This window comes from Sphingomonas sp. HMP9, assembly GCF_013374115.1.
Taxonomy (GTDB): domain Bacteria; phylum Pseudomonadota; class Alphaproteobacteria; order Sphingomonadales; family Sphingomonadaceae; genus Sphingomonas.
In genome coordinates this window covers 563,368-587,108 of record NZ_AP022673.1, presented here as the reverse complement: position 1 = coordinate 587,108, position 23,741 = coordinate 563,368, and the positions used below count along the sequence as shown (strand labels likewise).

At 62.8% G+C, this 23,741-nt stretch carries 19 protein-coding genes; 10 read left to right on the top strand and 9 right to left on the bottom strand.

Features of this window, described 5'->3' with window-relative positions; genetic code table 11:
• Positions 1-79: 79 nt before the first annotated feature.
• A complete protein-coding gene (locus HMP09_RS02600) occupies positions 80-289 on the bottom strand; it encodes an SMP-30/gluconolactonase/LRE family protein (RefSeq protein WP_232090578.1) in 210 nt (69 codons plus the stop codon).
• A 189-nt stretch (positions 290-478) separates the two neighbouring features.
• On the opposite strand from HMP09_RS02600, the gene HMP09_RS02595 reads away from it, so the two are divergent.
• Positions 479-2,080, top strand: a complete 1,602-nt coding sequence (locus HMP09_RS02595; protein ID WP_176499056.1) for a sodium/sugar symporter — start codon at positions 479-481, stop codon at positions 2,078-2,080.
• A gap of 40 nt (positions 2,081-2,120) precedes the next feature.
• Here HMP09_RS02595 and HMP09_RS18650 read toward each other — a convergent pair whose 3' ends face one another.
• From HMP09_RS18650 to HMP09_RS02580, 4 genes are read right to left on the bottom strand one after another with little or no spacing between them, the layout of a single operon-like run.
• Positions 2,121-2,474 carry a hypothetical protein gene (locus HMP09_RS18650; protein WP_443026435.1) on the bottom strand — a complete coding sequence of 118 codons (354 nt, stop codon included), beginning with the start codon at positions 2,472-2,474 and terminating at the stop codon, positions 2,121-2,123.
• A gap of 41 nt (positions 2,475-2,515) precedes the next feature.
• Positions 2,516-3,043: a Gfo/Idh/MocA family protein gene (locus HMP09_RS18645; protein ID WP_443026434.1), complete on the bottom strand. Its 528-nt coding sequence runs from the start codon at positions 3,041-3,043 to the stop codon at positions 2,516-2,518.
• On the bottom strand, positions 3,040-4,188 hold the full coding sequence (gene dgoD / locus HMP09_RS02585; protein WP_176499055.1) for a galactonate dehydratase: 1,149 nt from the start codon (positions 4,186-4,188) through the stop codon (positions 3,040-3,042). The genes HMP09_RS18645 and dgoD overlap by 4 nt, the downstream gene beginning before the upstream one ends.
• Before the next feature lie 28 nt (positions 4,189-4,216).
• Positions 4,217-6,991, bottom strand: coding sequence for a TonB-dependent receptor (locus HMP09_RS02580; RefSeq protein ID WP_176499054.1), 2,775 nt, complete (start codon positions 6,989-6,991; stop codon positions 4,217-4,219).
• Between the two features lie 233 nt (positions 6,992-7,224).
• On the opposite strand from HMP09_RS02580, the gene HMP09_RS02575 reads away from it, so the two are divergent.
• The 3 genes from HMP09_RS02575 to HMP09_RS02565 all read left to right on the top strand — a co-directional run bounded on the left by HMP09_RS02575 (position 7,225) and on the right by HMP09_RS02565 (position 10,452).
• Positions 7,225-8,364, top strand: coding sequence for an aldose epimerase family protein (locus HMP09_RS02575; RefSeq protein WP_232090577.1), 1,140 nt, complete (start codon positions 7,225-7,227; stop codon positions 8,362-8,364).
• 16 nt (positions 8,365-8,380) lie between these two features.
• Complete coding sequence (locus HMP09_RS02570) at positions 8,381-9,532, top strand: cellulase family glycosylhydrolase (RefSeq protein WP_176499053.1); 1,152 nt, start codon at positions 8,381-8,383, stop codon at positions 9,530-9,532.
• 116 nt (positions 9,533-9,648) lie between these two features.
• Positions 9,649-10,452 carry a family 43 glycosylhydrolase gene (locus tag HMP09_RS02565; protein WP_176501529.1) on the top strand — a complete coding sequence of 268 codons (804 nt, stop codon included), beginning with the start codon at positions 9,649-9,651 and terminating at the stop codon, positions 10,450-10,452.
• Positions 10,453-10,706: 254 nt separating this feature from the next.
• On the opposite strand, the gene HMP09_RS02560 is transcribed toward HMP09_RS02565, so the two are convergent.
• Positions 10,707-11,609: a LysR family transcriptional regulator gene (locus tag HMP09_RS02560; protein ID WP_176499052.1), complete on the bottom strand. Its 903-nt coding sequence runs from the start codon at positions 11,607-11,609 to the stop codon at positions 10,707-10,709.
• 84 nt (positions 11,610-11,693) lie between these two features.
• Between HMP09_RS02560 and HMP09_RS02555 the strand changes: the two genes are divergently transcribed.
• Positions 11,694-12,656, top strand: a complete 963-nt coding sequence (locus tag HMP09_RS02555; protein ID WP_176499051.1) for a nitrilase family protein — start codon at positions 11,694-11,696, stop codon at positions 12,654-12,656.
• Between the two features lie 569 nt (positions 12,657-13,225).
• The gene (locus HMP09_RS02550; RefSeq protein WP_232090575.1) at positions 13,226-15,334 is read left to right on the top strand and encodes a M48 family metallopeptidase; all 2,109 of its coding nucleotides are present in this window, start codon (positions 13,226-13,228) and stop codon (positions 15,332-15,334) included.
• Positions 15,335-15,497: 163 nt separating this feature from the next.
• Here HMP09_RS02550 and HMP09_RS02545 read toward each other — a convergent pair whose 3' ends face one another.
• The 3 genes from HMP09_RS02545 to HMP09_RS18640 form a co-directional block, all read right to left on the bottom strand.
• Positions 15,498-15,971, bottom strand: a complete 474-nt coding sequence (locus HMP09_RS02545; RefSeq protein WP_176499049.1) for an HD domain-containing protein — start codon at positions 15,969-15,971, stop codon at positions 15,498-15,500.
• A gap of 74 nt (positions 15,972-16,045) precedes the next feature.
• Complete coding sequence (gene creD, locus HMP09_RS02540; protein ID WP_176499048.1) at positions 16,046-17,404, bottom strand: cell envelope integrity protein CreD; 1,359 nt, start codon at positions 17,402-17,404, stop codon at positions 16,046-16,048.
• Positions 17,405-18,113: 709 nt separating this feature from the next.
• Positions 18,114-18,650, bottom strand: coding sequence for a J domain-containing protein (locus tag HMP09_RS18640; protein WP_176499047.1), 537 nt, complete (start codon positions 18,648-18,650; stop codon positions 18,114-18,116).
• Positions 18,651-18,961: 311 nt separating this feature from the next.
• Between HMP09_RS18640 and HMP09_RS18635 the strand changes: the two genes are divergently transcribed.
• From HMP09_RS18635 to HMP09_RS02520, 4 genes are all read left to right on the top strand, one after another.
• Positions 18,962-19,246: a hypothetical protein gene (locus HMP09_RS18635; protein WP_443026433.1), complete on the top strand. Its 285-nt coding sequence runs from the start codon at positions 18,962-18,964 to the stop codon at positions 19,244-19,246.
• Between the two features lie 260 nt (positions 19,247-19,506).
• Positions 19,507-20,106, top strand: coding sequence for a (2Fe-2S)-binding protein (locus HMP09_RS02530; RefSeq protein ID WP_197942474.1), 600 nt, complete (start codon positions 19,507-19,509; stop codon positions 20,104-20,106).
• Positions 20,106-21,125 (top strand): FAD binding domain-containing protein, encoded by a 1,020-nt coding sequence (locus HMP09_RS02525; RefSeq protein WP_176499045.1) that lies wholly within the window; start codon positions 20,106-20,108, stop codon positions 21,123-21,125. Before HMP09_RS02530 ends, HMP09_RS02525 begins: the two co-directional genes overlap by 1 nt.
• Positions 21,122-23,275, top strand: a complete 2,154-nt coding sequence (locus HMP09_RS02520; RefSeq protein ID WP_176499044.1) for a xanthine dehydrogenase family protein molybdopterin-binding subunit — start codon at positions 21,122-21,124, stop codon at positions 23,273-23,275. The genes HMP09_RS02525 and HMP09_RS02520 overlap by 4 nt, the downstream gene beginning before the upstream one ends.
• Positions 23,276-23,741: the final 466 nt, after the last annotated feature.

The following is a 23,741-nucleotide window of genomic DNA, read 5'->3' as shown; positions in this document are numbered from 1 at the left end:
TCGCCGTCATGAGTTTCGGGGCGCAGATCGATACCGGCCAGCGCCAGGACGTACCGTTCGGTGAGCGCCGTATCGCCGATCAGCGCGATCCGCTGCCAATCAGCAGCGCGCCCGCATCGGTCGCGGCGATGAAGCTCGCCTGCCCGCCGATGTCGATCGAGCGCCGCACGTCGGTCGCGGGATCGTAGCGATGCAACCGTCCCCGCTTGATATCGACGAACCACAATGCTGCATCTCCGTCGCCCCACACCGGCCCCTCGCCCCGCATGGCCTCCAACGACCAGATCAAACGACTTTCCAGAACACCACTCCCGCTCATGCGCGCTTTCCGGCTCGACACGTCTCAATAATCATATAATTTGCAGTAATGAAGAGGCAATCGCCTGATCATTAATACCGTGCGCTGCTTACACGAATTCGCGAGCTTCCGATCGTTCGGCGGCATCCGAACGGTGGGGCGCCAAGAGGAGCCTGTCCGTTGCCGTTAAACCCCATCGATATTGCCGTGATCGTCGTCTACGCGATCTTCATCTTCGGCCTCGCGCAATGGGTGAGCCGCGACAAGAAGGGCGCCGGTCCCAAGAACACCACCGACTATTTTCTCGCATCGAAGGATCTGCCCTGGTGGGCGATCGGCGCGTCGCTGATCGCGGCTAACATTTCCGCCGAACAGATCGTCGGCATGTCGGGGTCGGGCTATGCGATCGGCCTCGCAATCGCGTCGTACGAGTGGATGGCGGCGCTGACGCTGTTGATCGTCGGGAAATTCTTCCTCCCGATCTTCCTGCGCAACGAGATCTACACGATGCCGCAGTTCCTGGAACGGCGCTACGGCACCCGTATTCGCACGCTGATGGCGGTGTTCTGGCTCGCGCTCTACGTGTTCGTGAACCTTACCTCGATCATCTGGCTAGGCTCGATCGCCGTGACGAAGGTGGCGGGCGTCGACCAGAACATTGCGCTCGTCGGCCTCGGTGCGTTCGCGCTTCTCTACCAGATCCGCGGTGGACTGAAGGCGGTGGCGCTGACCGACATCGTCCAGGTGACGCTATTGGTGCTCGGCGGCTTGATCATCGCCTGGCTGACGCTCGGCAAGCTCGGTGAAGGCGCAGGCGTCCTGGCCGGCTGGAGCAAGCTCACGACCAGCATCCCCGACCATTTCCACATGATCCTGAAGAAGGGCAATCCGCACTACGCCGACCTGCCCGGGCTGTCGGTGCTGATCGGCGGCATGTGGATCGCGAATCTGAGTTATTGGGGCTTCAACCAATACATCATCCAACGCGCCCTCGCCGCCAAGAGCCTTGGCGAGGCGCAGAAGGGGATCATCTTCGCTGCGTTCCTGAAGCTGCTGATGCCGTTGATAATCGTGCTGCCGGGGATCGCCGCATTGTTGCTCGCGCCCAACCTGGCCAAGCCCGACGAGGCCTATCCGACCATGATGGCCCTGCTGCCGACCGGACTTTTGGGTCTTGTTTTCGCCGCGTTGATCGCCGCGATCATCGCGTCGACCGCCTCCAAAATCAATTCGATCGCGACCATCTTCACGCTCGACATCTATGCCAAATATCGCGGTGTACGTACCGACGCCGAGCACGGCACGGGCGCACATGATGCGAACGAACGTCATCTGGTAAAGGCCGGGCGGATCGCTGCCGTCGTCGCGATCGTCATTGCGGTGTCGACCGCGCGTCCGTTGGTCGGGGCGTCCGAACAGGCGTTCCAGTTCATTCAGGAATTCACCGGCTTTTTCACGCCCGGCATTACCGTCATCTTCCTGCTTGGCCTGTTTTGGAAACGCGCCAACGAAGCTGGCGCGATCACCGCAGCGGTGTCGTCCGTCGTGCTGTCATGGGTATTGAAGGAAGTCTGGGGTACGCTGCCGTTCATGGACCGGATGGGCGCCGTCTTCCTTGCCGCGCTTGTTCTCGCGGTCATAGTATCGCTGCTCGTCCCACAACGGCGCGGTGCCGACACGATCACCACCGCCGACGTCGATTACACCACGCAGGCAAGCTTCAACATGGGCGCTGGCGCGGTCGTATTGATCCTTATCGCGCTCTACGCGACCTGGTGGTGAGGTGACGCCAGACCCGCTCGGTCGCGCAAGCGAGTGAGTCTTATTCGACGAACGCCTCGACGCGTTCGGTATGCGTCACCAGCAGCGCGTCGGCGACGAGGCAAAGCGGCGCCGGATCGGCATCGATCGCCCCGGCGGTTATGGACTTGGCGAAGTGCGCGTAAAGTGCGGGATAGTCCTTCGCCGATGTCCAACACGCAGGGCCGCCATCGATCGACAACGCGGCGGCGCCGTTCGACAGCCGCAGGCTAAGACCGCCCGCGGTTTCCACGGCGATCGTCCAGATCTGTTCACCCTCTTCGCGGAAGTCGAAGTCGACCGAGATGGTTGCGCCGCCGCTGGCAAGCGTCAGCCGTGCGGCGATCGGCGTGTGCGCGTTTTCAGGAACCTTCAACCGCGCGCTCGCAACGCTCAGCGGCGAGGGCCAGATCGCGGTCAGGATCGAGAGCGCGTTATCCCCGGATCGAACACGCCGAGACCACCAGGCGCCCACAGCCAGGAATGCCCCGGATCCCAGCGCCGAACGCTTTCACGCCATGTCACCTGCCCGCCTGTGACGGTCTTTCCGTGGAGCCAGTCGCGTGCCCCCTCGACCATCGGCGCGAAACGCGAATGCCAGGCCGCGAACAGCGTCACGCCAGCGCCGCGTGCCAGATCGGTCAGCACGGTCAATTCGGTCAACGTCACAGCAGGAGGCTTCTCCAGTAGGACGTGAAGCCCCGCCGCAATGGCCTGCCGCGCGATCGCGCCGCGGACCTGCGGCGGTGTACAGATCGCGACGGCATCGACGCGAATGCCGCTTGCCAGCAATGCGGCAAGATCGCGATGGTTTGGCACACCGTCGATCCCCCCCCCGGTATCGACCGTAGCGACCAGCGAGAAGGCCTCGCTGGCGCGGAGAGCGGGGACGTGCTGGTCACGGGCGATCTTGCCCGCGCCGATGATCGCGACGTTCCGGATCACCACTCGCGGACTGCGCCGTCGGGCCCACGCCACGCCGGGTTGCGCCAGCCCACGATCGGGCGGCTCGCGGCGTCGCGCACCTTCGCTTCGTCGATCGTGACGCCAAGGCCAGGGCCACTCAGGACATCGACCATCCCGTCCACCACATCGAATACCGACGGATCGGTCATGTAGCTCAGCAGATCGTGCCCGCCGACATTGTAGTGGATGCCGAGCGACATCTCCTGGATCACGAAATTGGGCGTCGCCGCGGCGATCTGCATGCAGGCCGCAAGCGCGAGCGGACCAAGCGGGCAATGCGGCGCGACCGCGACGTCGTACGCCTCTGCCATCGCCGCGATCCGGCGGCATTCAGAGATGCCGCCGGCGTGGCTCAGGTCGGGCTGGATGATGTCGACGCAATTCGCCTCGAACACGCGCTTGAAATCCCAGCGACTGTAGAGCCGCTCGCCGAGCGCGATCGGGACGCTGGTGTGCTGCGCGAAATCGACGATTCCTTCGAGATGTTCCGACAGCAAGGGCTCCTCGATGAACAGCGGGCGAAGCGGCGTCACTGCGGCGGCGAGCTGCTTCGCCATCGGCCGGTGGACGCGGCCGTGGAAGTCGAGGCCCACGTCGAGCCCCTGTGCCTGCACCGCCGCAACACGCTCGACCGTCTCATCTAAAGCCTTGGGGCTGTCGAGCCAGCCGAGATCGGCGGTGGCGTTCATCTTGACCGCCTTGAAGCCCTGCTTCAGCCGTTCGGCTGCAGCCTCGGCAACCTCGTCCGGCCGGTCGCCTCCAATCCAAGCATAGACTGGGACGCGGTCGCGTACATTGCCGCCGAGCAGCTGCCACACGGGCACGCCAAGTAGCCGCCCCTTCAAATCCCACAGCGCCTGGTCGAGACCAGACAATGCGGACATCAGCACCGGGCCCCCACGGTAAAAACCAAGCCGATAGGCGACCTGCCAGATATCCTCGATCCGCGCGGGGTCATGCCCGATGAAGCGGTCGCGGAGCGACGCGAACGCCCCTTCGACCGCCTCGGCATGCCCTTCCAAGCTTGCTTCACCCCAACCTACCGCACCGTCGTCGGTCTCGACGCGGACGAACAACCAACGGGGTGGCAGGATAAAGGTCTCGATCTGCGCGATCTTGATCATAGGCGGAGCACTCATCCGTAGGAAAAGGTCAGAAGCGGAAGCGGAGGCCAGCCGACCAGACCGATTCTTCGTATCTGATGATGCGCGGCAGGGTCGCGCTGGTTCCGTCGCCATAGGCGTAAGTCAGATCGGAGCGGAACGGCTTGGCCAGGATGTTCGTCCAGTCGGCCGTCAGCGTTAAGTTCTTGATCACGTCGTAGCTCGCGGAGAGGTCAAGGCGGCCGATGCCCCGTACCGTCTCACTATATGCGTTGGCGTCGCGGAATTGTAGCGTGCCGAGATAGCTGCTGCGGTGGTTCCACGACAGCCGGGTCGAGAAGCCCGCCTTTTCGAATATCCCCGCGATGTTGTAGGTCCATTTGGATACGCCCAGGATCTCGGTCTGCGCGATGGTTCCGCCCAGACTGGTCGGCACGCCGGTCTTCGCATCGAGGTACGTGATGTTGGTATCGATCCCGAATGCGCGCGCCCAATCGGGCAGGCCATCGAAATCGAGGAAGGTCGTGAACACCGCCTCGACACCCTGAACGCGGCCCTTGCCGCTGTTGAACGGCTGCGAGACATTCAGTGTGTAGCCATTCTCGTCGAGGCCAGCGACCTGGTAGTTGGAGATAAACCCGTTCAGGTCGCGCCGGAACCCGGCGAGCGCCACCGTGCCCGTCTTCGAGAAATAATATTCCAGGCTGGCGTCATAGTTCTTAGACTTGAGCGGCGTCAGATTAGCGTTGCCAGTGCTGCCGTTGCGGACACAGCTTGAGGCAATCGGGTTCTGACTGGCCGGCAGCAGCACGTTTGTAACCGGATCGAATTCGCATCCCGGGACCGACCCCGAATTCACCGCCGGATTGTACTGCCCGAAGCCCGGACGCGAGCGCGTCTTGGTCGCCGACAGACGCAGCTGGAGCTGATCGGTGAAGCGGATCCGCGCGCTCGCGTTCGGCAGCCAGTCGGTATATTTGGTTGTCGTGTCGATCGGCGTCGTCGTGGCCCCGCTGACCGAAGTCGCAACAAGGCCAAGCGTGGTGCCGACGACACGCACGCCGATCGAACCATCGACGCGGATTCCCGTCCCGAACGCGTATTTGACCTGGCCATAGCCGGCATAGGACCGCTCGTTCGACGTGTACGTCGCCGCCGGATTGATCGGCGGCACGCCGCTTGGGAAGCCGACAAAGGCCCGCAGCTTTTCGATATTGTCGCGGATGCCGCCATAGGTCGGCGAGTAATATCGGCCGATACCGTTGCCTGCATCGTCGGGAAAACCACTTGGCCCGATGCCGTATTCGACCGGAACCGCACTCAGCGGCAGCCGCTGTCCCTCGACATAGGCATAGCGGTCGCCATCCTCGTAATGCGCGTTGCGGTCGACATAGCGAAAGCCCGCCTCGATCTTGGTCAGGAAGGCATTGCCGGTATCGTACGACGCGTCCACTCGGCCCTGCCAATCGCGCCCACGCGCGATTTGCTGACGGTCGTAAAAGCCGCGAAAGATGTAGTTGGACGCAGCGAGCGGATCAACGCCAGCGAGCGTGAAGCCTGGCCTGCCGCTGGTCAGCCCAGTGTCCGCTGTGACCGTAGTCGGCGCGGCATACGCGGTGTCGAACGAATAGACCGAGTTCGTGAACGTGCTCGCGGTTCGGGCCACATCGGTCGACAGATGGAAACCGCCGGAATCATACTTGCCGCCGATCGCATATTGATACGTATCGGTCTTGCCATAGGTAGCGCCCTGGAAGCCCTCGGGCCGGTTCGGGTTCACCGCCGTCAGGCTGCTGACTAGGTTCGAGTTCTCGCCATAGACGACGTTGTTGTACGCCGATGCTCCGTACAGCGGCACGCTGGTCTCGCGATCGGAGACCTTGTTGCGGAACCCTTGCCAGAGTGCCTCGGCATAGAATTCGAGGCCCGGCTGCGGGCGCCACTGGAGCGCGCCGTTGAGCGACGGCCGTGATCGCTTGCCTGCACCAAAGGTAATGCGCTGGATGTCGGGGAAACGCGCGACGGTGTTCGATGGCTGGATCGTCGGATTGGCGATAAAGTCCGTGTTCGACAGCGTTGAATCGAGATAATTGAGGCTGGTGTAGCTGAAGTTCAGCAGCGCGCCGAACTCGCCAATACCGGTGTCCCAGCGATCAGACACGAGCAGGTTGCCGTTGGGATTAAAATCCTTCGACCGCTTTTCATACTGCCCCCAGAAGGATCCTGCGATTTCCAGCCCATCGAAATCGAACGGCTTGCGGCTGCGCACGTTCACTTCGCCGGCCAGACCGCCCTCGACCAGGTCGGCGGTCGTCGTCTTGAACACTTCGATCGCGGCGATCGCGCCCGCCGGGAAATCCTGTAGCGCAACGGCGCGCGACTCGGCCGTGAAAATTTCGCGCCCGTTATAAGTCGTCGCAAAATCAGGCAGGCCGCGGATCAACACGCGGGACGCCTCACCGCCGCTGCGATCGACCTGCACGCCGGGAATGCGCGCAGCGACGTCGGACAGCGCGACGTCGGGCAGCTTGCCGATGTCCGACGCGACGATCGAATCGATCTGCTGGTCCGAATTGCGCTTGATCGCCTGCGCCGACTGAAGACTCTGGCGCAGTCCGGTCACGACGATTTCGCCATCGGCTGCAGCGTCTGGCGCCGCCTGGTTCGACTGGACGTCGGTGGTCGCAGCGTCCTGCGAGGCGGCAGGCGTGGACCCTGCAATGTTATTCTGCGCGTCCTGCGGCGGGGCCGTTTGGGCATGCCCGGGTGCAGCGACGAGCGCCAGGATCGACGACGTTCCGAGAATGATCAGCTTGCGTCGCATGGACGGCCTCCCCTCATACAGTGATTGCGGCCCCTGACTCGAAGCTCGCGTTGCGTGGCAGCTTACGCCCAGCGCCGACCACGATACAAGACATTTATCTTATATATCACAATAGCGCCGCTCATCTTGGGACTGTGATTGCCGTGGTATGATAAATAACCTTTATTTTCCTCATACGCTTTGGTATCAAGTGAGATCTAAGGCGCGAACGGCGTCACAGGCGGGAGAGGACGATGAAGACGCTGGCCCTGATGCTGGGTACTGCAAGCCTGATTGTACCGACCCTCGCGCACGCCACGGAGGCGAAACAGGCGGTGTTCGGCACCTTGCCTGACGGGCGGGCGGTACCCGCGGTCACACTTACTAACGAGCATGGTGTGTCGGCGACCGTCATTGCCTACGGCGCTGCGCTCCAGGCGCTGATGCTACCCGACAGGAACGGCAAGCCCGCCGATATTGCGCTCGGCTACCCCACCATCGACAAATACCTGTCGAAGCCGCAGTATTTCGGTGGCACGGTCGGCCGCTATGCGAACCGTCTGGCCCGAGGCAAATTTACGCTCGACGGCAAGAGTTATCAGACGCCGGTCAACGACGGGGTCAACGCGCTGCACGGCGGCAATGTCGGGTTCGACAAGGTGCTGTGGCAGGTTACGGGCACCAAAGACGGTCCTACCGCATCGGTCCGTCTCCGCCACGTCAGCCGTGACGGCGAGATGGGCTATCCCGGCACGCTGACGGTCGATGCGACCTACTCGCTCAACGAGCGCGACGAACTGACGATCGAGTACCGCGCGACCACCGATAAGCCCACGATCGTTAACATCACCAACCATGCCTATTGGAACCTGTCAGGCGAGGGTGCCGTGAACGGGGCAATGGGAACGATGGTGACAATTCCCGCCGAACACTATGTTCCGACCGATGCCGGTGCGATCCCGACCGGCGCATTGACGCCAGTCGCGGGCACCGTTTTCGACTTTCGCACACCTCGCGCGATCGGCGAGCGCGTCCGTGACGCCGGCGACCAGCAGATCGTTTTCGCGCGCGGCTATGACCACAACTGGGCGATCGGCCGCAGCGTGACGTCAAACCTGCATCTGATGGCACGAGCGCAAGATCCGGCCTCGGGCCGCGGCTTCGAACTTTGGTCCAACCAGCCCGGGCTGCAATTCTATTCCGGCAATTTTCTGGATGGAACGAGCGCCGGCAAGACAAACAAGATCTACCGCGAGGGCGACGCGTTCGTGATGGAACCCCAGATCTACCCCGACACCCCCAACCATCCCTCCTTCGGCTCCGCCCGGCTTGACCCCGGACTGACCTATCGCAACGTCATGACCTATCGACTGACCACTGGGAAGGTACGCTAAGATGACAGGAAACAGCATGATCCGCCGTACCGTCGCACTTGCCGCCGCGAGCTTCGCGACCTTCATCGCGACCGCCCTTCCTGCTGAAGCACGCGAGCAGTGGACGAAGACCGAAGCCGCTCGCTGGTCGACGAAGCAGCCCTGGGCAATCGGTTCCAATTACGCGCCTGCGACCGCAGTCAACCAGCTCGAGATGTGGCAGGCTGCGACGTTCGATCCTGTCACGATCGACAAGGAACTGGGCTGGGCCGAACGGTTGCACATGACCACGATGCGCGTGTTTTTGCACGACATGCTGTGGGAACAGGACGCGGCTGGTTTCAAGCAGCGCATCGACACCTTCCTGGCGATCGCCGCCAAGCATCACATCAAACCCGTGTTCGTCCTGTTCGACAGTTGCTGGGATCCGAACCCGAAGCTCGGGCCGCAGCACCCACCTATCCCGGGCGTGCATAATTCGGGCTGGGTACAGGGCCCCGGCGCCGCGCGACTTGCTGACAAAACTCAGTACGGCAAGCTCGAAGGGTATGTGAAGGACATCGTCGGCAGCTTTGCCAAGGACGATCGCATTCTCGCCTGGGACGTCTGGAACGAACCCAACAACGGTGGCGGCGGTAACTATGCCGAGACGCCAAACAAGAAGAAACTCGTTGCCGGGCTGCTCGACCAGGTCTTCACCTGGGCGCAAGGTCGGGATCCTACCCAGCCCCTGACGAGCGGCGTATGGATCGGCGATCATTGGGATCAATCCTCGACACTTGATCCTGTAGAACGTATCCAGGTCACCCGATCTGACGTGATGACGTTCCACGACTATAGCTGGCCCGAGACGTTCGCGAAGCGAGCACATCAGATGCTCAGCTATGGCCGCCCAGTCATCTGCACCGAATATATGGCGCGTGGTGCAGGCTCGACGTTTGACGGGAGCCTGCCGATCGCCAAGCGCCTGAATATCGGCATGATCAACTGGGGCTTCGTCGATGGCAAGACGCAGACGAGGCTGCCGTGGGATAGCTGGAAGAAGCCCTACACCGCCGAAGAGCCCCCGATCTGGTTCCATGAGGTGCTGCGTGCCGACGGCACCCCGTACCGCGTCGCCGAGACCGAGCTGATCACGCGGCTTGCCGTCGCGCCCAAGGGAATCGTGCCGCCGGCGCCACAGCTGTGAGGTGTCGGAACGTCATCGCCGTCGCTTTGGTTTTTGCGAGCGGTGCGGCCGTTGCTCAGCAAGTGAAGTCCGTTTTCGCGGGCGCAGATCCTTCCGCGTTGTTTGCCGAGGGACAGATGTGGATCGAACCGACGGGACATGGTGACACGCTCGAGAGCTGGTCATCAGCTGATCGGGTGCAGTGGCGGAAGCGCGGCGTCCTCCTGAGGCTTGCCGATGTTAGCTGGGCCGGTGCCGATCATGCCCGTCGCCATTTCCTATGGGCCCCTGACATGCGCGCCGTAAACGGGAAATATTACCTGTATTATTCGGTCGGTCCGCAGAATCCTACGCCGAGCCGGCTGGGCGTTGCGCTCTGCGACACGCCTGCCGGTCCCTGCAAAGATAGTGGCAAACCGCTGCTAACCGGCGGCGACGGGTTCGAGGCGATCGATCCCATGGTGTTCGTCGATCCCAAATCCGGCCGTCGCCTGCTCTATGCCGGCGGCAGCGCGGGCGCCAGATTGCGCGTCTTCGAACTGGCTCCGGACATGATGACGATGACCGGAGAAGTTCAGGTCGACCAGCCCCCGCTTTTTACCGAGGGCGCGTTCATGCACGAGCGAAACGGCATCTATTACCTGTCGTACAGCACCGGCCACTGGAACGCCTCGGACTATTCGGTCCGCTACGCGATGGCACCTTCGCCTACCGGCCCGTGGAAATACCGCGGAACGATCCTGACCAGCGACCGCAAGTTCAAGGGCCCTGGCCACCACGCCTTCGTGCAGGACCCCAAAACCGGCGAATGGCTGATCGTGTATCATCGGTGGGAAGGCAAAGCTGGCGAGGGTCCCTATACCGACGATCGCAACGTCGCGATCCAGCCGATCACATATGATGCGCTCGGCCAGATTGAACCGGTACGCATGAGCGACTGACTAATATCGCGAGACTGTCAGGGCCTGTCAGGCTGATGGGACATAGCGTTCCGTGTGGCCTTCATAGCTTTGGACGAACCCGCAAGTTACCCCGGTGCCGACGACCGGAACATGGGGTGCAATTAAGAGATCAAGCGACCCACAAACGGACGTTCACGGTCCCTCTTCCCTCTCCCAATTTCGGACGCCCGTTAATGTGGCGTAGATGCGTCACGTTGGGCATTGAATACCCCAGCGAAAGCAATGCCGGGTCGCTAGACGACGGGAATCTCGGCCCCTGCCACGTCTGGCTCAGACCAATCCTGGATGAGCTTGATCGCCCGGGCCAGCGCGCCTGTATTGCATGTCGCCTTCCAGACCGCGCCTACACGCCAGACGGCCTCGTCACCGGGCAGGAGGAACAATCTAAGTCGGCCCGGTAGCAGCGTAGCAGAACTTGCCGGTACGATTGCGCATCCCATTCCCGCCGCAACAAGTGCGAGTACCGTTTGAATGTCATCGGCCTGCTGGACAACCCCGGGGTGAAAGGCGTGCGCGTGGCACCATTCCCGGATCTGCCCGGCAAGACCGGGCCCCCTTTCATCACGTAGCGCTACGAACTTGAGCTGCCCAAGTTGGCGTAGGCGATCTTCATCCGCAAACTCGAGGCCAGCCGGGACGGCGATTGCCAACCGATCGGTCGCAAGCGAAAACGATGCGAGGTCATTTGTGACCGGGAATCTGACGAAGCCCAGATCCAGATCGTCGCGGCGTATCCGATCGATCATTTCGCGTGACGAGAAATCGTTCATGGTCACTCCGACGTCCGGGACGAGAGATCGAAACCTGCTGATGATGCGCGGAGCGAGGGTGATCGTCGAAAGCCCAAAGCCGATCGCGAGCGTTCCGGTCTCCCCTGCGGCTGTGCGGCGGGCTTCAAGTAAGAACGCGTCGGCGTCACGCACCAAGCGCTGTGCAACCGGGAGCAAATGACGCCCTAGCTGCGTCGCGAAGATCGGTTGCCGATCGCGATCGAACAGGGTGCCGCCAAGCGTGTGTTCCAACGCGCGGATCCGTTTGGTCAATCCCGGTTGTGAGATGTGCAAATGCTCTGCCGCACGGCCGAAGTGACCATGATCCGCGACGGTGATGAATGCTCGGAGCCGCTCGATATCCATTCCTGTGGGCTATCACAAAGGGCCTTATCTTTCATTGGCGTTATATCGGCAGATCGCGATGGTGGCGCCGATAGGAGAATTTCCATGAGCAGAAGCCTTCGCGTTGCCACTGTCCAATTTCAGCACCGGGCAGCAGACAAGGACTACAACCTTGGGCAGATCGAGCATTTCGCACGAATGGCAGCCGCGGCAGGAGCGCAGATCGCGTGCCTGCCGGAGATGTGCATCAGCGGGTATTGGCACGTCCCCTTTTTGGATCGTGAGCACCTCTACAGACTCGCCGAACCAGTTGATGGGCCGAGCGTGTCGCGGGTTGCTGGGCTGGCATGCGATCTAGGAATTGCCATCGGCGTCGGTTGGCTTGAGCGTGTCGACGATGACACGCTCTACAATGCTTATCGGCTCTGTATGCCGGATGGGTCGGGGCATACCCATCGCAAGCTTCACGCCTTCGAGCATCCGCTTATCTCCTCCGGCGACCGCTACACAGTGTTCGACACACCATGGGACGTGCGCGTGGGTATTCTCATCTGCTGGGACAACAACCTTGTCGAAAATCCACGCGCGACGGCGCTTGCCGGCGCCGAGGTGCTGATAGCGCCGCATCAAACCGGTGGCACCAATTCGCTCAGCCCAAAGGGCATGAAGCATATCCCGCTGAGCTATTGGGAAGAACGCGAGCAGGATCCCGAACGTCTAAGGCGTGAGTTCCAGGGCCTGAATGGTCGGGGCTGGTTGATGCGTTGGTTACCCGCGCGCGCCCACGACAATGGGTTGTTCATCGTCTTCAGCAACGGCGTCGGGCGCGACGAGGACGAAGTGCGAACGGGCAACGCGATGATTCTCGACCCCTACGGCGACGTGCTCACGGAATCGAAATCGATCGGGGACGACATGGTGGTGGCCAATCTTGAATTAGACGCGGTGGAGACCAGCAGCGGTCGCAGGTGGATGCGCGGACGGCGCCCCGATCTTTACGGGTCACTTGCGGAGCGTCGAGGGACGGAGTTGTCGCCGCGCGCAACGCGGTTTGGCGCAGCAAACTGACTCCCGCGACTTCCGATAAGGAGGTTTGCCTCTACCATTAGTTTTTGGACACCTGAATCTCCCTCTCAGACTGCGGCGTCTGTCAGCTCCTGATACGCCACGACCTATCGGCTTCGGCGCCCCGCCCGGGGCGATGCTCAAGCGGTCTGTCAGGTGCAATCCGACTATTTTGATAGTTGAAATTGATCCATGTTACCTTCAACGGACACCCCTCGTCGAACAAGGGAGACCGTCAATACCGAAAACCCTTCAGATTGTCTGTGTTGTCCTCGTTGCCGTTGGGGTGATGTTCGACGGGCGTTGGTAGATGTATGTGGCGTATGCGCAGAGTCCGTACGATGAGGTCGGCATCGCACTGAACGGCTATGCGCCGGCGCCGATGCGTCGCTGGGGCTGCCATACGATGCAGGTGCGTTTCCCAGGTCAGGTACCGCCCTACGGGTGCACCGGGCCGAATAGACGCAACTGGCTCTGAGCCATCTAATATTCTCGTAAATTTCTGGCTCCGAAACAGAACGGACGGATCGCGTTCTGATCGGACGCCACTGTTCGTCAAAAGGGAAAACGCGATGCGACGGATGCCGCAACCATACGCCATGCTGGCCAGTATTCTGCTGGTGCCGCTGCTCCTCGGCATGCTCGGGAGCTGGGAGCGCGTGCGCGCGCGTGGCTCGGTCGCCGAATATGTGGCCATGCAGATTTCCATGCCGCAGCAGGTGCGCGCGATGCGCGAACTCGCCGCGCGCGACAGCGCCGCCTCGATCGATCTGGGCAATCCCGATACCGTCTACGCCCCCGCGCTCGCGGCCGACATGGTGGAGGCGCAGCTGCCGTCGGTCCGGCGCAGCCTGGTGCTTGCGCGCGTGCAGGGCCCGCTGGCCCTGAGCGTGATCGGCGGGTCGCTGCTGGCGCTGCTCTGCGGCGCGATCGGGCTGGCCGCCGCGCAGATCGCCGCGCGCCGCGCGATGGTGTCGCGCGACGCGCTCGTGGCGAGCTTCGCCGCGCTCCAGCGCGAGTTGCCGTTGGTGTTGGGCGGCATGGTGATCGGGCTCGCACTCGCCGTAGTCTGCGGGGTGCTGTTCGAACTGATCAGCCTGTGGTCGTCGGTGTCGCTGTCGGGCGGCGGCGTGAAGTTGATGTTCGCAGGCGTGGTGCTGGCGATGATGGCGGTATGGACCGCCTGGTCCGCGATCGCCGCGCTGCGCGAGGTGGCGGCGCTCTACACCCCGCAACCGGGTGCGGTCACGGGACGTGCCGTCGGCGTCGACGAAGCGCCCGCGCTGTGGCGCTTCGTGCAGGACATCGCCACCCGGCAGCAGGCGATCGCGCCCGATACGCTGGTGCTGGGGCTGACGCAGGGCTTCTACGTCACCGAGCAGGACCTGCTCCTGTCGCCGGGCGACCGGGCTGTGTCGGGGCGTACGCTCTATTTGCCGGCGCCGTACCTGCAGTTCCTGGACGAAGAGGAAGTGGCGGCGATCGTCGGCCATGAACTGGCGCACTTCACCGGTGAGGACACGGCGTACAGCCGCCGGTTCGCGCCGCTCTATGCCGGCATGGAACGCGCGCTGGCGGCGATGCATGCCGACGCGAACGGGCTGCTGCTGCTCAGAGGGCCGCTGCAACTGGCGGATCACACGATGGAGCGGTTCGATCTCACCGTGCGCCACTGGAGCCGGCTGCGCGAGTTCGAGGCGGATCGGCTGGGCGCGGCGGTGTCCGGATGTCGGCCAGCCGCGTCCGCGCTCGTCCGGACGGCGGTGGTCGCGCCGCCGGTCGATACCGTGCTGGAGGACGCCTTCGCCGCCCCTCCGCAAGAGGATGCGGATCTGGTGGCCATGATGGCGCGGATGGTCGACGAAAAGGGATGGCCCGACATCCGCGCCTATCTGGAAGACGTGCAGTCGCACCCGACCGATACGCATCCGCCAACACCCGAACGCATCCAGCGGCTCGACGTGGCGCTGGATGCGACCTTCTTGGAAACCGCGCTGCGCGCGCCGCGCGAGGGGTCGCGTCCCGCGGGCGAGCGTCTGATCGACGACTGGCACGGCGTGTGCCGCCGCCTGAGCAGCGATTACCTCACCGAAGCCCGCGGCGCCCATGCGCGCCACCGCCAGTTTCTGGAAGACACCGCGGCCGCCGTGCCGCAGGAGGCGGTGACGCTGTACAACAATGTCGCTTCGGTGAGCTGGGTGCAGTTTGGCGCGGCGGTGATGTTCGCCGCCATCGGTGTGGCGATCTGGATCTTCCGCCGGGCGATCGGCTTTGGCCATGATGCCTTCGCGGTGTGGTTGATCCTGGGCATCTGCAGCGCCGCGGTCGTCATCGCCGTGGCTGCCGGCATCATGACCCGCTGCGGCGGGCGGACGCCCTATCTGGTCCTGCTGCCCGAGACGCTGAGCTCCCCCAAGCTGAGTGCGCCGATCGCATGGCGCGACGTAGAGAATTGGGGAGTCGTATTCGGCACCCGCTTTGGCCTTGATCTGATAGTGGAGGACGCCGTCACGCTACCTCGCGCGCAGCGCTTTGCGCGGGGGACCAGAGTCCACAAGCGCAAGCGCTTGGTGACGATCGGCGCCTATGGCGTTCGCGGGATGAGCGTCGAGGATTTCCAGCAGCTGATCGCACGCTACTTCGAGGCGGACCAAGCCCGGCGTGTCCTTGCGGAGCGGTGACCGACGCGGCCTGCGCTCGCCGCGCAGGCCGTACCCGCGGTCGCGCCCAGCAGTAGACCGGTCGATACTCGGTTTCGTCCGTTGCTTTTACGTCGCGGAATCACGGCGTTGAAAGATATTCGATCGGTGTTGAATGCCTGCCGGTATCGATCCGATGCGATAATCAGTCGTTCCCAATCATCGCCTGCTCAAGCCGCTGCCACATCGCCGGCGGCACATGCGGTCGCACTATCGCAGCAAACGCGTCGGCCTCCCGCAGGTACCGCGCTCTGTGTTCGCTGCCTGGTGGCGCCGCCTCGACGTTGGCGATGCGATCAGCGAGCTTCACCGCCGCCGCCTTCGGACAGGCGCGCAAGCCTGAATAGATTCGCACGTTACGATCGTGCCGGGTCGGGCCCAGCCCGGTGCACGCGTCGACCATTTGCGCGACCGTGTCGCCGAACTGCTCTCGAATCTCGGTCAGCGGCACCGACGTGTCCTCAACCACGTCGTGGAGCCAGCCGGCGTCTTGGTAGCTATCGTCAAAGCCAAAATCGCGCAGGACCAGAACAACCGCCGACAAATGGGTCTCGTACGGTGCATCGCCGTAGAGTTGGCCGGCATGAGCGGCGATGGCGAATGAGCGGGCGTTTGCCATACGCGGTGTCGTAAACGATCCGGTCGCCGGTGCAAGATTCGTCCGCCTTCGCAGTTCCGCTGACGGATCCGAGGTTATGCTAGGGCCACCTTCTCGTCGGACAGCGCTGCGCCACTCCAATCGATCCGCCGCGTAGTGTACATCACTCCGGCCAACGCGGCGAACAGCATGACCGAGCCAATCAGCAGCGAATAGGCTTCGAGGCTGAGCAGCACATACAGAACCGCGTAGAGTCCGGCGAGCAGCGCCGCAACGACGCCGGCCCGCCGCCAGCAGTCCAGGATCGCCGCGGAATAGCTGCCGATCAGCGCGACAATCGCCAGGCTGGCGACCAGATAGGCGCCGAGGAACCCGAGCACTTCGGCCAGCGCCAGCAGCAGGATAAAGAACAGCACGAGTCCCGCACCGATTAGCAGATACGCGACGCCCGGCACCGGCGCGCCGCCAATGATGTCGAACATCAGTAGTGCAAGAAACGTGAAGCCAATGAACATGAAGCCGTATTTGGTCGCGCGATTGATCTGCGAATAGAGATTGACCGGATCGAGCAGTCCGATTGTCACCGCACCGTCAGCCCCCATTTCCTGTTCGCCAATCGTCACGACTGGCCGATTCAGCGCGAGATTGCCGATCTGCCAGCGCGCCGGAAACGCCGACGCGCCGGGTGTCCGGTTCGGCAGGAAGGCACCGGTGAATGAGGGGTGGGGCCAGGCCGAGATAGCGTCGATCCTGGTCTGTTCGGCGGATGGCAGGAAAGAGAGTTCGTCGCTACCGCGCAAATCGAAGGCGATATCGAACGTCACGGCCGTGTTCGCCGCCCCTTTCGAAATCGGCCCCCGCGCGGTAAAACCGCTGCCGCTGGTCGTAGCCAAGCTGGATCCAGGGATCAGCGGCAGCGCCCGACCGTCGACGCGGATCGCCGGCCGCGATCCGGCAAGCCCCTTGGCATTGCTGATCCCCATACGGATTTCGGCATCGGCAAGGCGCAGGCTGTCCGGCGGAATGCTCAGCGCCGCAAAATCGGGCAGGCGGAACTGGCCGGCAATCTGAACATGCGAGCGATAGACGACCGCTTCGTAGATCGACCGATGCCGACGTTCCGCATCGATCCGAGTGCGGACCGCCGAGCGCGTCGGCGCGACGAACAACAGCTCTTCCTCAAGCTCGGTCCGCCGGACGGTGCGGCCGCTTTCGACAGTATCGCGGGTCACCGTGCGGCTAAACGGGATCACCAGGAAAGGTCCCGCGAAGCTTTGCTGCCCTCCCCAGCCCTCGACGATCGAACTGCGAGCGATTTGCGACTGGCTCTCGCGGTCATAAACCAGCAGATATGTGGCGAAGAGCGGTATGGACAGCAGCAGGCCCAGCAGGATGGTCATGGCGAGCTTGCGCCCCGGCGTCGTGCGCCTCGACGAAGACGAAAACTTGATCATGATACCCCCGGCGGCCTTGACCGCTGTCACGGGGTCCTGAATGGGACCCCGCTGTTCGTCAATCGGTAGTGGTACTGGCGAAACTATCTCAATTTTAGGGGGAAACCCTCCTGGGCCGCAAAATCCGCGGGGATGGCGCGCTTGCTGGTCATGCGGGAAAGAAAGGTCGAATGCTGGTCGGCGGAGACGTCGAGGTGGACGGCGCTGTCGTCACGCAGCGCAAAGCCCGCGCTTCGCGGGGGTCACGGTATCGTCCGGGCAGCACGTTTGCGTTGTGGTCGCTCGGGGCAAGCGCTCGGCGCCGCTCACCGTTGAGCTGAGGGACGGCGAAACCGTGGTCATGCGTAGTTCCGCGGCTCGGCGGGATCAAGCTGACTTGCGAAGACGAAACGCCTCTACTGCGCGTGGCTTTGGCAAAGCTACAATTGGTCGCGCCGGCATAGCAGCGTTCCCCGCTTCGGCTGCATCGCGCATTGCGATCTAGCGGTAGGATGGTGCTGAACGAGAGGCGGCTTTCAAGGCTCGGATTTTTGAGCTGAGCGCTGGCTATGGTCGAAAGCCGTCCTGCCGCTCCCTGTGGCGAGAACCCAGAAGCAGACGTCCCCGCCCCCTTCCCAGCTTCCCAACTTCGGCCGCTCGTTCATCTCCGCGTTACGACCGCTTTTGGCGCCTGACCCTGCGAACTCGAATGTCGCGACTGGGCGATAGTTTAGGAAGCAGGCTGTCCAAGTCCGCGTTTTGTGCCCGATGAGCTCCGGACGGCTTTTGCGGGGGGCTCAGGCACGGGATTAGAGGCGACGCTACGTCGAACCGTGGATGCCAATCCGGATTCCTCGTAATACAGAACCAGGATTGTAGCGATCGGTGCGGCGGTGAGGATCAGCAGGAAAAGGCCCATCAGCCATTCGTTGGTCTCTAGCGGCTGCGAGAAGCTACCGCTGGGCTGTATTGACGGGCTAGGTCGCATCGGGCGCCTGCCGGCTTTCCTGGGGTAAAACGGGCGGTCCGCGGTCGCTCGGTGGGCAGACGGCCTGATCTGCGACCGATCATAGGCGGCGCGTGCTTCCTTCTTTCCCAAAACGGCATACGCCTCGTTGATCTCTTTCGCACGAGCAGAAACATCCACACCATGATTGGCATCGGGGTGATATTGACGGAGCAGCGCTTTCCACGCGGCGTGGATAGTGTCGCGACTTGCCGTCGAGGACACCCCTAGAACAGAATAATAGTCGGGTGAGAGAGCCATCTAACCGTTACTTGCGGCTAAAACGCGAAAAAGGAAAGTCCGCCTGGCGCGTGATCTTAACCGGGCCTTCCCGGTGATCCAAAGGGCGGCTTCAGGCGCCGACAGTCAGATGGCTACCATTCCCATCCGCAACTTCGTGCTTTCGACGACACCACGGCGCGCCCCGGCGCTGGCCCATAGTCTGTCATTCCCGGCGCCAATGTCACCATCCAAGACCGGACACTCGTTAAGGCGCCGCTGCGTGGCTAAGACTCGTCGGCTATCGACCCGTAAGCGACAACCGACCCTATTTGGGGGGGGGCATAGTGTGGATGGCGCGAACAGCCACGCAGTCGCGGCATTTGCCAGATGAATACCGCAAGTGGAACAGCGTGTTCCCGCGGTATCGTCGCTGGGTGGTGACGGGCGTGTTCGGAGCCATTCTGGAGACCATCGCCGCTTTCGTCGAGCGGGATGCCAGTATGGACCTGATCGATAGAACAGTAGTCCCGGGCGTATCATTGCGCCGCCGGACTAATAAAGGGATCAGGAATTCAAGGGGATCGTTCGCTGGCAGGCGGCTTTACACCCAGGCGCACGCGCGCTGCGATAGCTAAGAAGACCGCTATGTTTATGCTGACACCGGGGCAAGCCCACGATGTGAAGGGGGTCAGGCCCTTGTTCGGGATGCTAGCTGACCGAGTAGAGGCTCCGCTTGCCGATCAGGGACCGATCCTGATTTCAACCTCGCCGCGTCTACGCGCTTCGACGATGGCAACCGCTTATTGGCCGATCTAAGTGCTTTAGCTAAGCGTCTGCTTCGGTTACGAATGTCTGGTACGGCACGTGCCCGTCCGGAGAGTTGTTGATGGCTGATATGGATCACTTGCTGGGCGTGCCACTGACCCGGCGTACCGCGCTCGGTAGCACTGCTGCGCTTTCCGCATCTACCCTTATCTCGGAGGGCGATCCCGCAGTTGCTGCACCAGCAACCAAGCCAGTAGGCATCCGGTTGGCGATCCGTACGACGGTAAACGGGAAGCCGATACCGGTAGAAATCGACGTACGGACGTCGCTGCTCGATCTCTTGCGTGAGCAACTGCACCTGACTGGCGCTAAGAAGGGCTGCGATCACGGCCAATGCGGCGCGTGTACCGTTCACGTCGACGGTCGCCGTGTCGCATCCTGCCTCACGCTAGCAGCCAAGGTCGATGGACGCGCCGTGACAACGATCGAAGGGCTTGCCGATGGCGAGACGCTGCATCCGATGCAGCAGGCCTTCATTGATCACGACGCGCTGCAATGTGGCTACTGCACGCCGGGGCAGATCATGGCGGCGGTCGCATGCGTTCGCGAAGGCAACGCCACATCGAAGGCCCGCATTCGCGAATATATGAGCGGCAACATCTGCCGCTGCGGCGCCTATGTCGGCATCGTTGCGGCGATCGAGCAGTTTGCGGGAAGGGAGAAAGCCTGATGCGCCCCTTCTCCTATGCACGACCCGAAAGCGCCGTAGCAGCAGTCCAGGCCTTCACAGCAGCGGGAGCCGGTGCGCGTTACATCGCTGGCGGCACCTCGCTCTATGACCTGATGAAGCTCGACATCGAGAAGCCTCAGCACCTGATTGACGTCACCACGATCCGAGGGCTCGATGGAATCGAGACGGACGGTGAGCGGCTACGCTTTGAGGCGCTCGCACCGATGAGCGCGGTCGCGACCGACAAGGTCGTCCTGCGCGATTATCCCGTACTTGCCGAGGCTTTGTGGAAGGCCGCCTCGCAGCAGCTGCGCAACATGGCGACGGTCGGCGGTAACCTGCTCCAGCGGACCCGCTGTCTCTATTTCCGCAACGGCGCAGGCGGAACGTCGGTTGGCAACACCTACCCCTGCAACAAGCGGGAGCCGGGTTCGGGCTGCGCGGCGATCGGCGGGCTCGACCGCGGTCAGGCGGTGCTAGGTCAGAGTTCGTCGTGCACCGCCGTCTCGCCTGGCGACTGGCCCGTCGCGCTCGTCGCTCTCGATGCCTATGTGGAAGTGCTCGGCGCCAGCGGTAGCCGCGCGATCCCTATTGCCGAGCTCTATCGCTTACCGGGTAGCACGCCGAGCCTAGAGTTCACCTTGCAGCCTGGCGAGATGATCACGGCGATCGTCGTACCGAAGACGAGGGCTGGCCGGCATTCGACGTATCACAAGATCCGTGACCGGGAGAGCTACGCCTTCGCGCTCGCCTCGGCAGCGGTCGCGTTGGACATGGACGGTGACATCGTGACGCGCGCACGGATCGCACTTGGCGGCGTGGCGACCAAGCCATGGCGGGCGACCGCGGCAGAAGCGCTGCTGGCTGGTAAGCCTCTAACCCCGTCGACCGCGCTGGCGGCAGGGCGCGCCGCCTTCGCCGATGCCAAGGCCGGCCAGCATAACGGCTTCAAGATCGAACTTGGCGCGCGAACCGTTGCCGATGCCCTGACTATTGCCGCAGCGAGGAACCGGTCATGACCGCCACCTTCCCCAACCGTCCCCGTGCTGATGCTCGCGAGAAGGTGATGGGCGCTGCGCGCTATGGAGCGGACCATCAGGTAGCCGGACTGCTGTACGCCATGCAGGTCCCGGCAACGATCGCAAAGGGGCAGATCACCGCGCTGTCGATCGAGGCAGCGATGCAGGTGCCGGGCGTGGTTCGCGTGCTGACCGCGACCGACTTTCTGCCGCCTCCGCCTGCGACCCCTGGCGCACCGCCCCCGCCTGCGACGCTCACGACCGACATTGCCTATCGCGGCCAGCCGGTTGCACTCGTCGTTGCCGAGACGCTCGAGGCTGCGATCGAGGGCGCCGAGGCCATCCGTCCGACCTACACAACAGCGCTCGCGTTTACCTCGCTGATCGAGCAGTCGGGGATGGTGCGCGAAGCCGTCAAACCGGTGACGGCCGGCGATGCGACGCAGGCGATGGCGCGCGCGGTAACCCGGCACAAGGCGGACTATGTCTCACCGCCACAGCATCATAACCCGATCGAAATGCTGTCGACGACGGCCGTATGGAAGAACGGGCAACTTACCATCTACGAAAGCACGCAGAGCAGCAGCAATACGAAGGGTGCCGTAATGCGCAACATGCGCCTTACGTCCGAGCAAGTGACGGTAAAGAGCCCACAGATCGGGGGGGGCTTCGGCCAGCGTGGTGGGGCACAGCGCCAGACCGCCCTTGTCGCCCGCGCCGCAATGCTGCTCGGCCGACCGGTCAAACTTGTCCTGCCGCGCGGGCAGATCTTCCATAACGCGACCTTCCGGCCAAAGAACCGTCACCGGATCGAAATCGGTGCGGATGCCAGCGGCAAGATGATCGCGGTGCGCTACGATGCCGATCAGCAGCAATCGCGCGAAGGCCAGTTTCCGCCCGACTACCACGAGTCCGTACCCATGCTGTACGGTATCGAGAATTACCACGGGACTGCCGCCAATCTGCGGATCGATACGCAGGCGCCAGGCTATATGCGGTCGCCGACACCGCATCCGTCGTGCTTCGCCTTCGAAAGCGCAGTGGATGAACTTGCTCTCAAGCTCGGCGTCGATCCTGTCGCCTTCCGACTGCGCCACCGCGCGACAACCGATCCGATCCACGGCCATAAACTTTCGTCCTGCTATCTGTCGGAATGCCTGACGGAGGGCGCACGGCGGTTTGGTTGGGAACGGCGCAGCCTCCAGCCCGGATCGATGATGCTGCCCGACGGCACACAGGTCGGCTGGGGTGTGGCATCGGGGGCCTATCCAGGATCAGCACATCCCAACATCGTGACGCTACGCGTGAACGCAGACGGCACGACCCGGTTTGCGGCTGCGGGGCATGAGATGGGCCAGGGGATCCGCTCGACCATCGAACAGGTTCTCGTACGCGAACTGGCGATCGATCCTTTGAAATTGGAGATCGCGATAGGCGACACCAGCGTAGCGCCACAGCATACGACGGCGGGATCCTGGGGCACCGCGAGCGTCGTGCCGGCAGCGGCAGAGGCGGCCGCAAAGCTGAACGCTGCCATGGCCACGTTGTTGGCGGGACGTCAGATTTCAGGGAACCTCCACCGACAGCTTGCCACCGTGCGACGCCCCTCGCTTCAGATTGAGGTCGAGCATGTTGCAGTCGACCAGGGCCCGAAGGATTTGGCAACACTGCGCAAGGGCGGCATGGCGTTGGTCGGGCCAGATTACTCGACCTTCACGACCTACAGCTACATTGCTCACTTCGTTGAAGTTCATGTCGAACCCGGCACGCGTCGCGTCCGCGTGCCACGCGTCGTCAGCATTGCCGATTGTGGGCGCGTGATCTCGCCGCGTACCGCTGAGAGCCAGGTTCGGGGTGGCGTGATCTGGGGCATTGGTGCTGCGCTTCGCGAAGCGACCGAGGTCGATCCGCGCTATGGTGGGTGGCTGAACAACGATCTGGCTGACTATGTCGTGCCCGTGAACGCCGACATTGGTTCGATAGACGTCGGTTTTATCGATCGACCAGATCCTCTCATCAATGCCCTTGGCGCAAAAGGACTTGGTGAAGTTGCTATGACAGGATGTGCTGGCGCCATTGCCAATGCCATTCACCATGCGACGGGTAAGCGGCTGCGCGAGATGCCGTTCAGGATCGAAGATCTTCTGTAATCAAACCGATGCGAAAGACCGCGGCTGAGACGGGAAATCGTATACCCCCGACGTGCCGAGCTACATCAAAAAGCCTTTTAAAGCATCGGATCTTGTTGGATGTACTTACTTCCTCTCGCTGCGGCAGCAGCCCTCGTGCAATCGCCGGTTGCCCCCACCGCGGTCAAGCCCGGCACGATAGCGATCGTGGCTGCTGATAGTCCGACCACGTCTCCCGCTATCACGAGAACGTTCACGGAAGCCGTTCAACGAACCCTTCTTCGAACACCTTTCCTGCCCCTGCCCGATCCAAACCGCAGCCTTTACGTCGCCAAGGTTGAGGTGTCCCAGACGCAGCGCGGCGTTGTCCGGTCCGGCAACGACCGCTCAGACCGGCCGGCCATGGCCGCAGGACTTGGAGGCCTGTCGCTGACTCTGCCCTCAGGTAAGGATCAGTTGCACGGTCTGATCGTAACCCATCTCGAAG

What these genes read in the sequence shown, in the direction of transcription:
- HMP09_RS02575 (WP_232090577.1), top strand. Translation starts at nt 7,225, where the DNA reads ATGAAGACGCTGGCCCTGATGCTGGGTACTGCAAGCCTGATTGTACCG.
- HMP09_RS02565 (WP_176501529.1), top strand. Translation starts at nt 9,649, where the DNA reads ATGTGGATCGAACCGACGGGACATGGTGACACGCTCGAGAGCTGGTCA.
- HMP09_RS02560 (WP_176499052.1), bottom strand. Translation starts at nt 11,609, where the DNA reads ATGGATATCGAGCGGCTCCGAGCATTCATCACCGTCGCGGATCATGGT.
- HMP09_RS02530 (WP_197942474.1), top strand. Translation starts at nt 19,507, where the DNA reads ATGGATCACTTGCTGGGCGTGCCACTGACCCGGCGTACCGCGCTCGGT.
- HMP09_RS02570 (WP_176499053.1), top strand. Translation starts at nt 8,381, where the DNA reads ATGATCCGCCGTACCGTCGCACTTGCCGCCGCGAGCTTCGCGACCTTC.
- HMP09_RS02520 (WP_176499044.1), top strand. Translation starts at nt 21,122, where the DNA reads ATGACCGCCACCTTCCCCAACCGTCCCCGTGCTGATGCTCGCGAGAAG.
- HMP09_RS02580 (WP_176499054.1), bottom strand. Translation starts at nt 6,991, where the DNA reads ATGCGACGCAAGCTGATCATTCTCGGAACGTCGTCGATCCTGGCGCTC.
- dgoD (WP_176499055.1), bottom strand. Translation starts at nt 4,188, where the DNA reads ATGATCAAGATCGCGCAGATCGAGACCTTTATCCTGCCACCCCGTTGG.
- HMP09_RS02550 (WP_232090575.1), top strand. Translation starts at nt 13,226, where the DNA reads ATGCGACGGATGCCGCAACCATACGCCATGCTGGCCAGTATTCTGCTG.
- HMP09_RS18640 (WP_176499047.1), bottom strand. Translation starts at nt 18,650, where the DNA reads ATGGCTCTCTCACCCGACTATTATTCTGTTCTAGGGGTGTCCTCGACG.
- HMP09_RS02525 (WP_176499045.1), top strand. Translation starts at nt 20,106, where the DNA reads ATGCGCCCCTTCTCCTATGCACGACCCGAAAGCGCCGTAGCAGCAGTC.
- creD (WP_176499048.1), bottom strand. Translation starts at nt 17,404, where the DNA reads ATGATCAAGTTTTCGTCTTCGTCGAGGCGCACGACGCCGGGGCGCAAG.
- HMP09_RS18635 (WP_443026433.1), top strand. Translation starts at nt 18,962, where the DNA reads ATGGCGCGAACAGCCACGCAGTCGCGGCATTTGCCAGATGAATACCGC.
- HMP09_RS02555 (WP_176499051.1), top strand. Translation starts at nt 11,694, where the DNA reads ATGAGCAGAAGCCTTCGCGTTGCCACTGTCCAATTTCAGCACCGGGCA.
- HMP09_RS02545 (WP_176499049.1), bottom strand. Translation starts at nt 15,971, where the DNA reads ATGGCAAACGCCCGCTCATTCGCCATCGCCGCTCATGCCGGCCAACTC.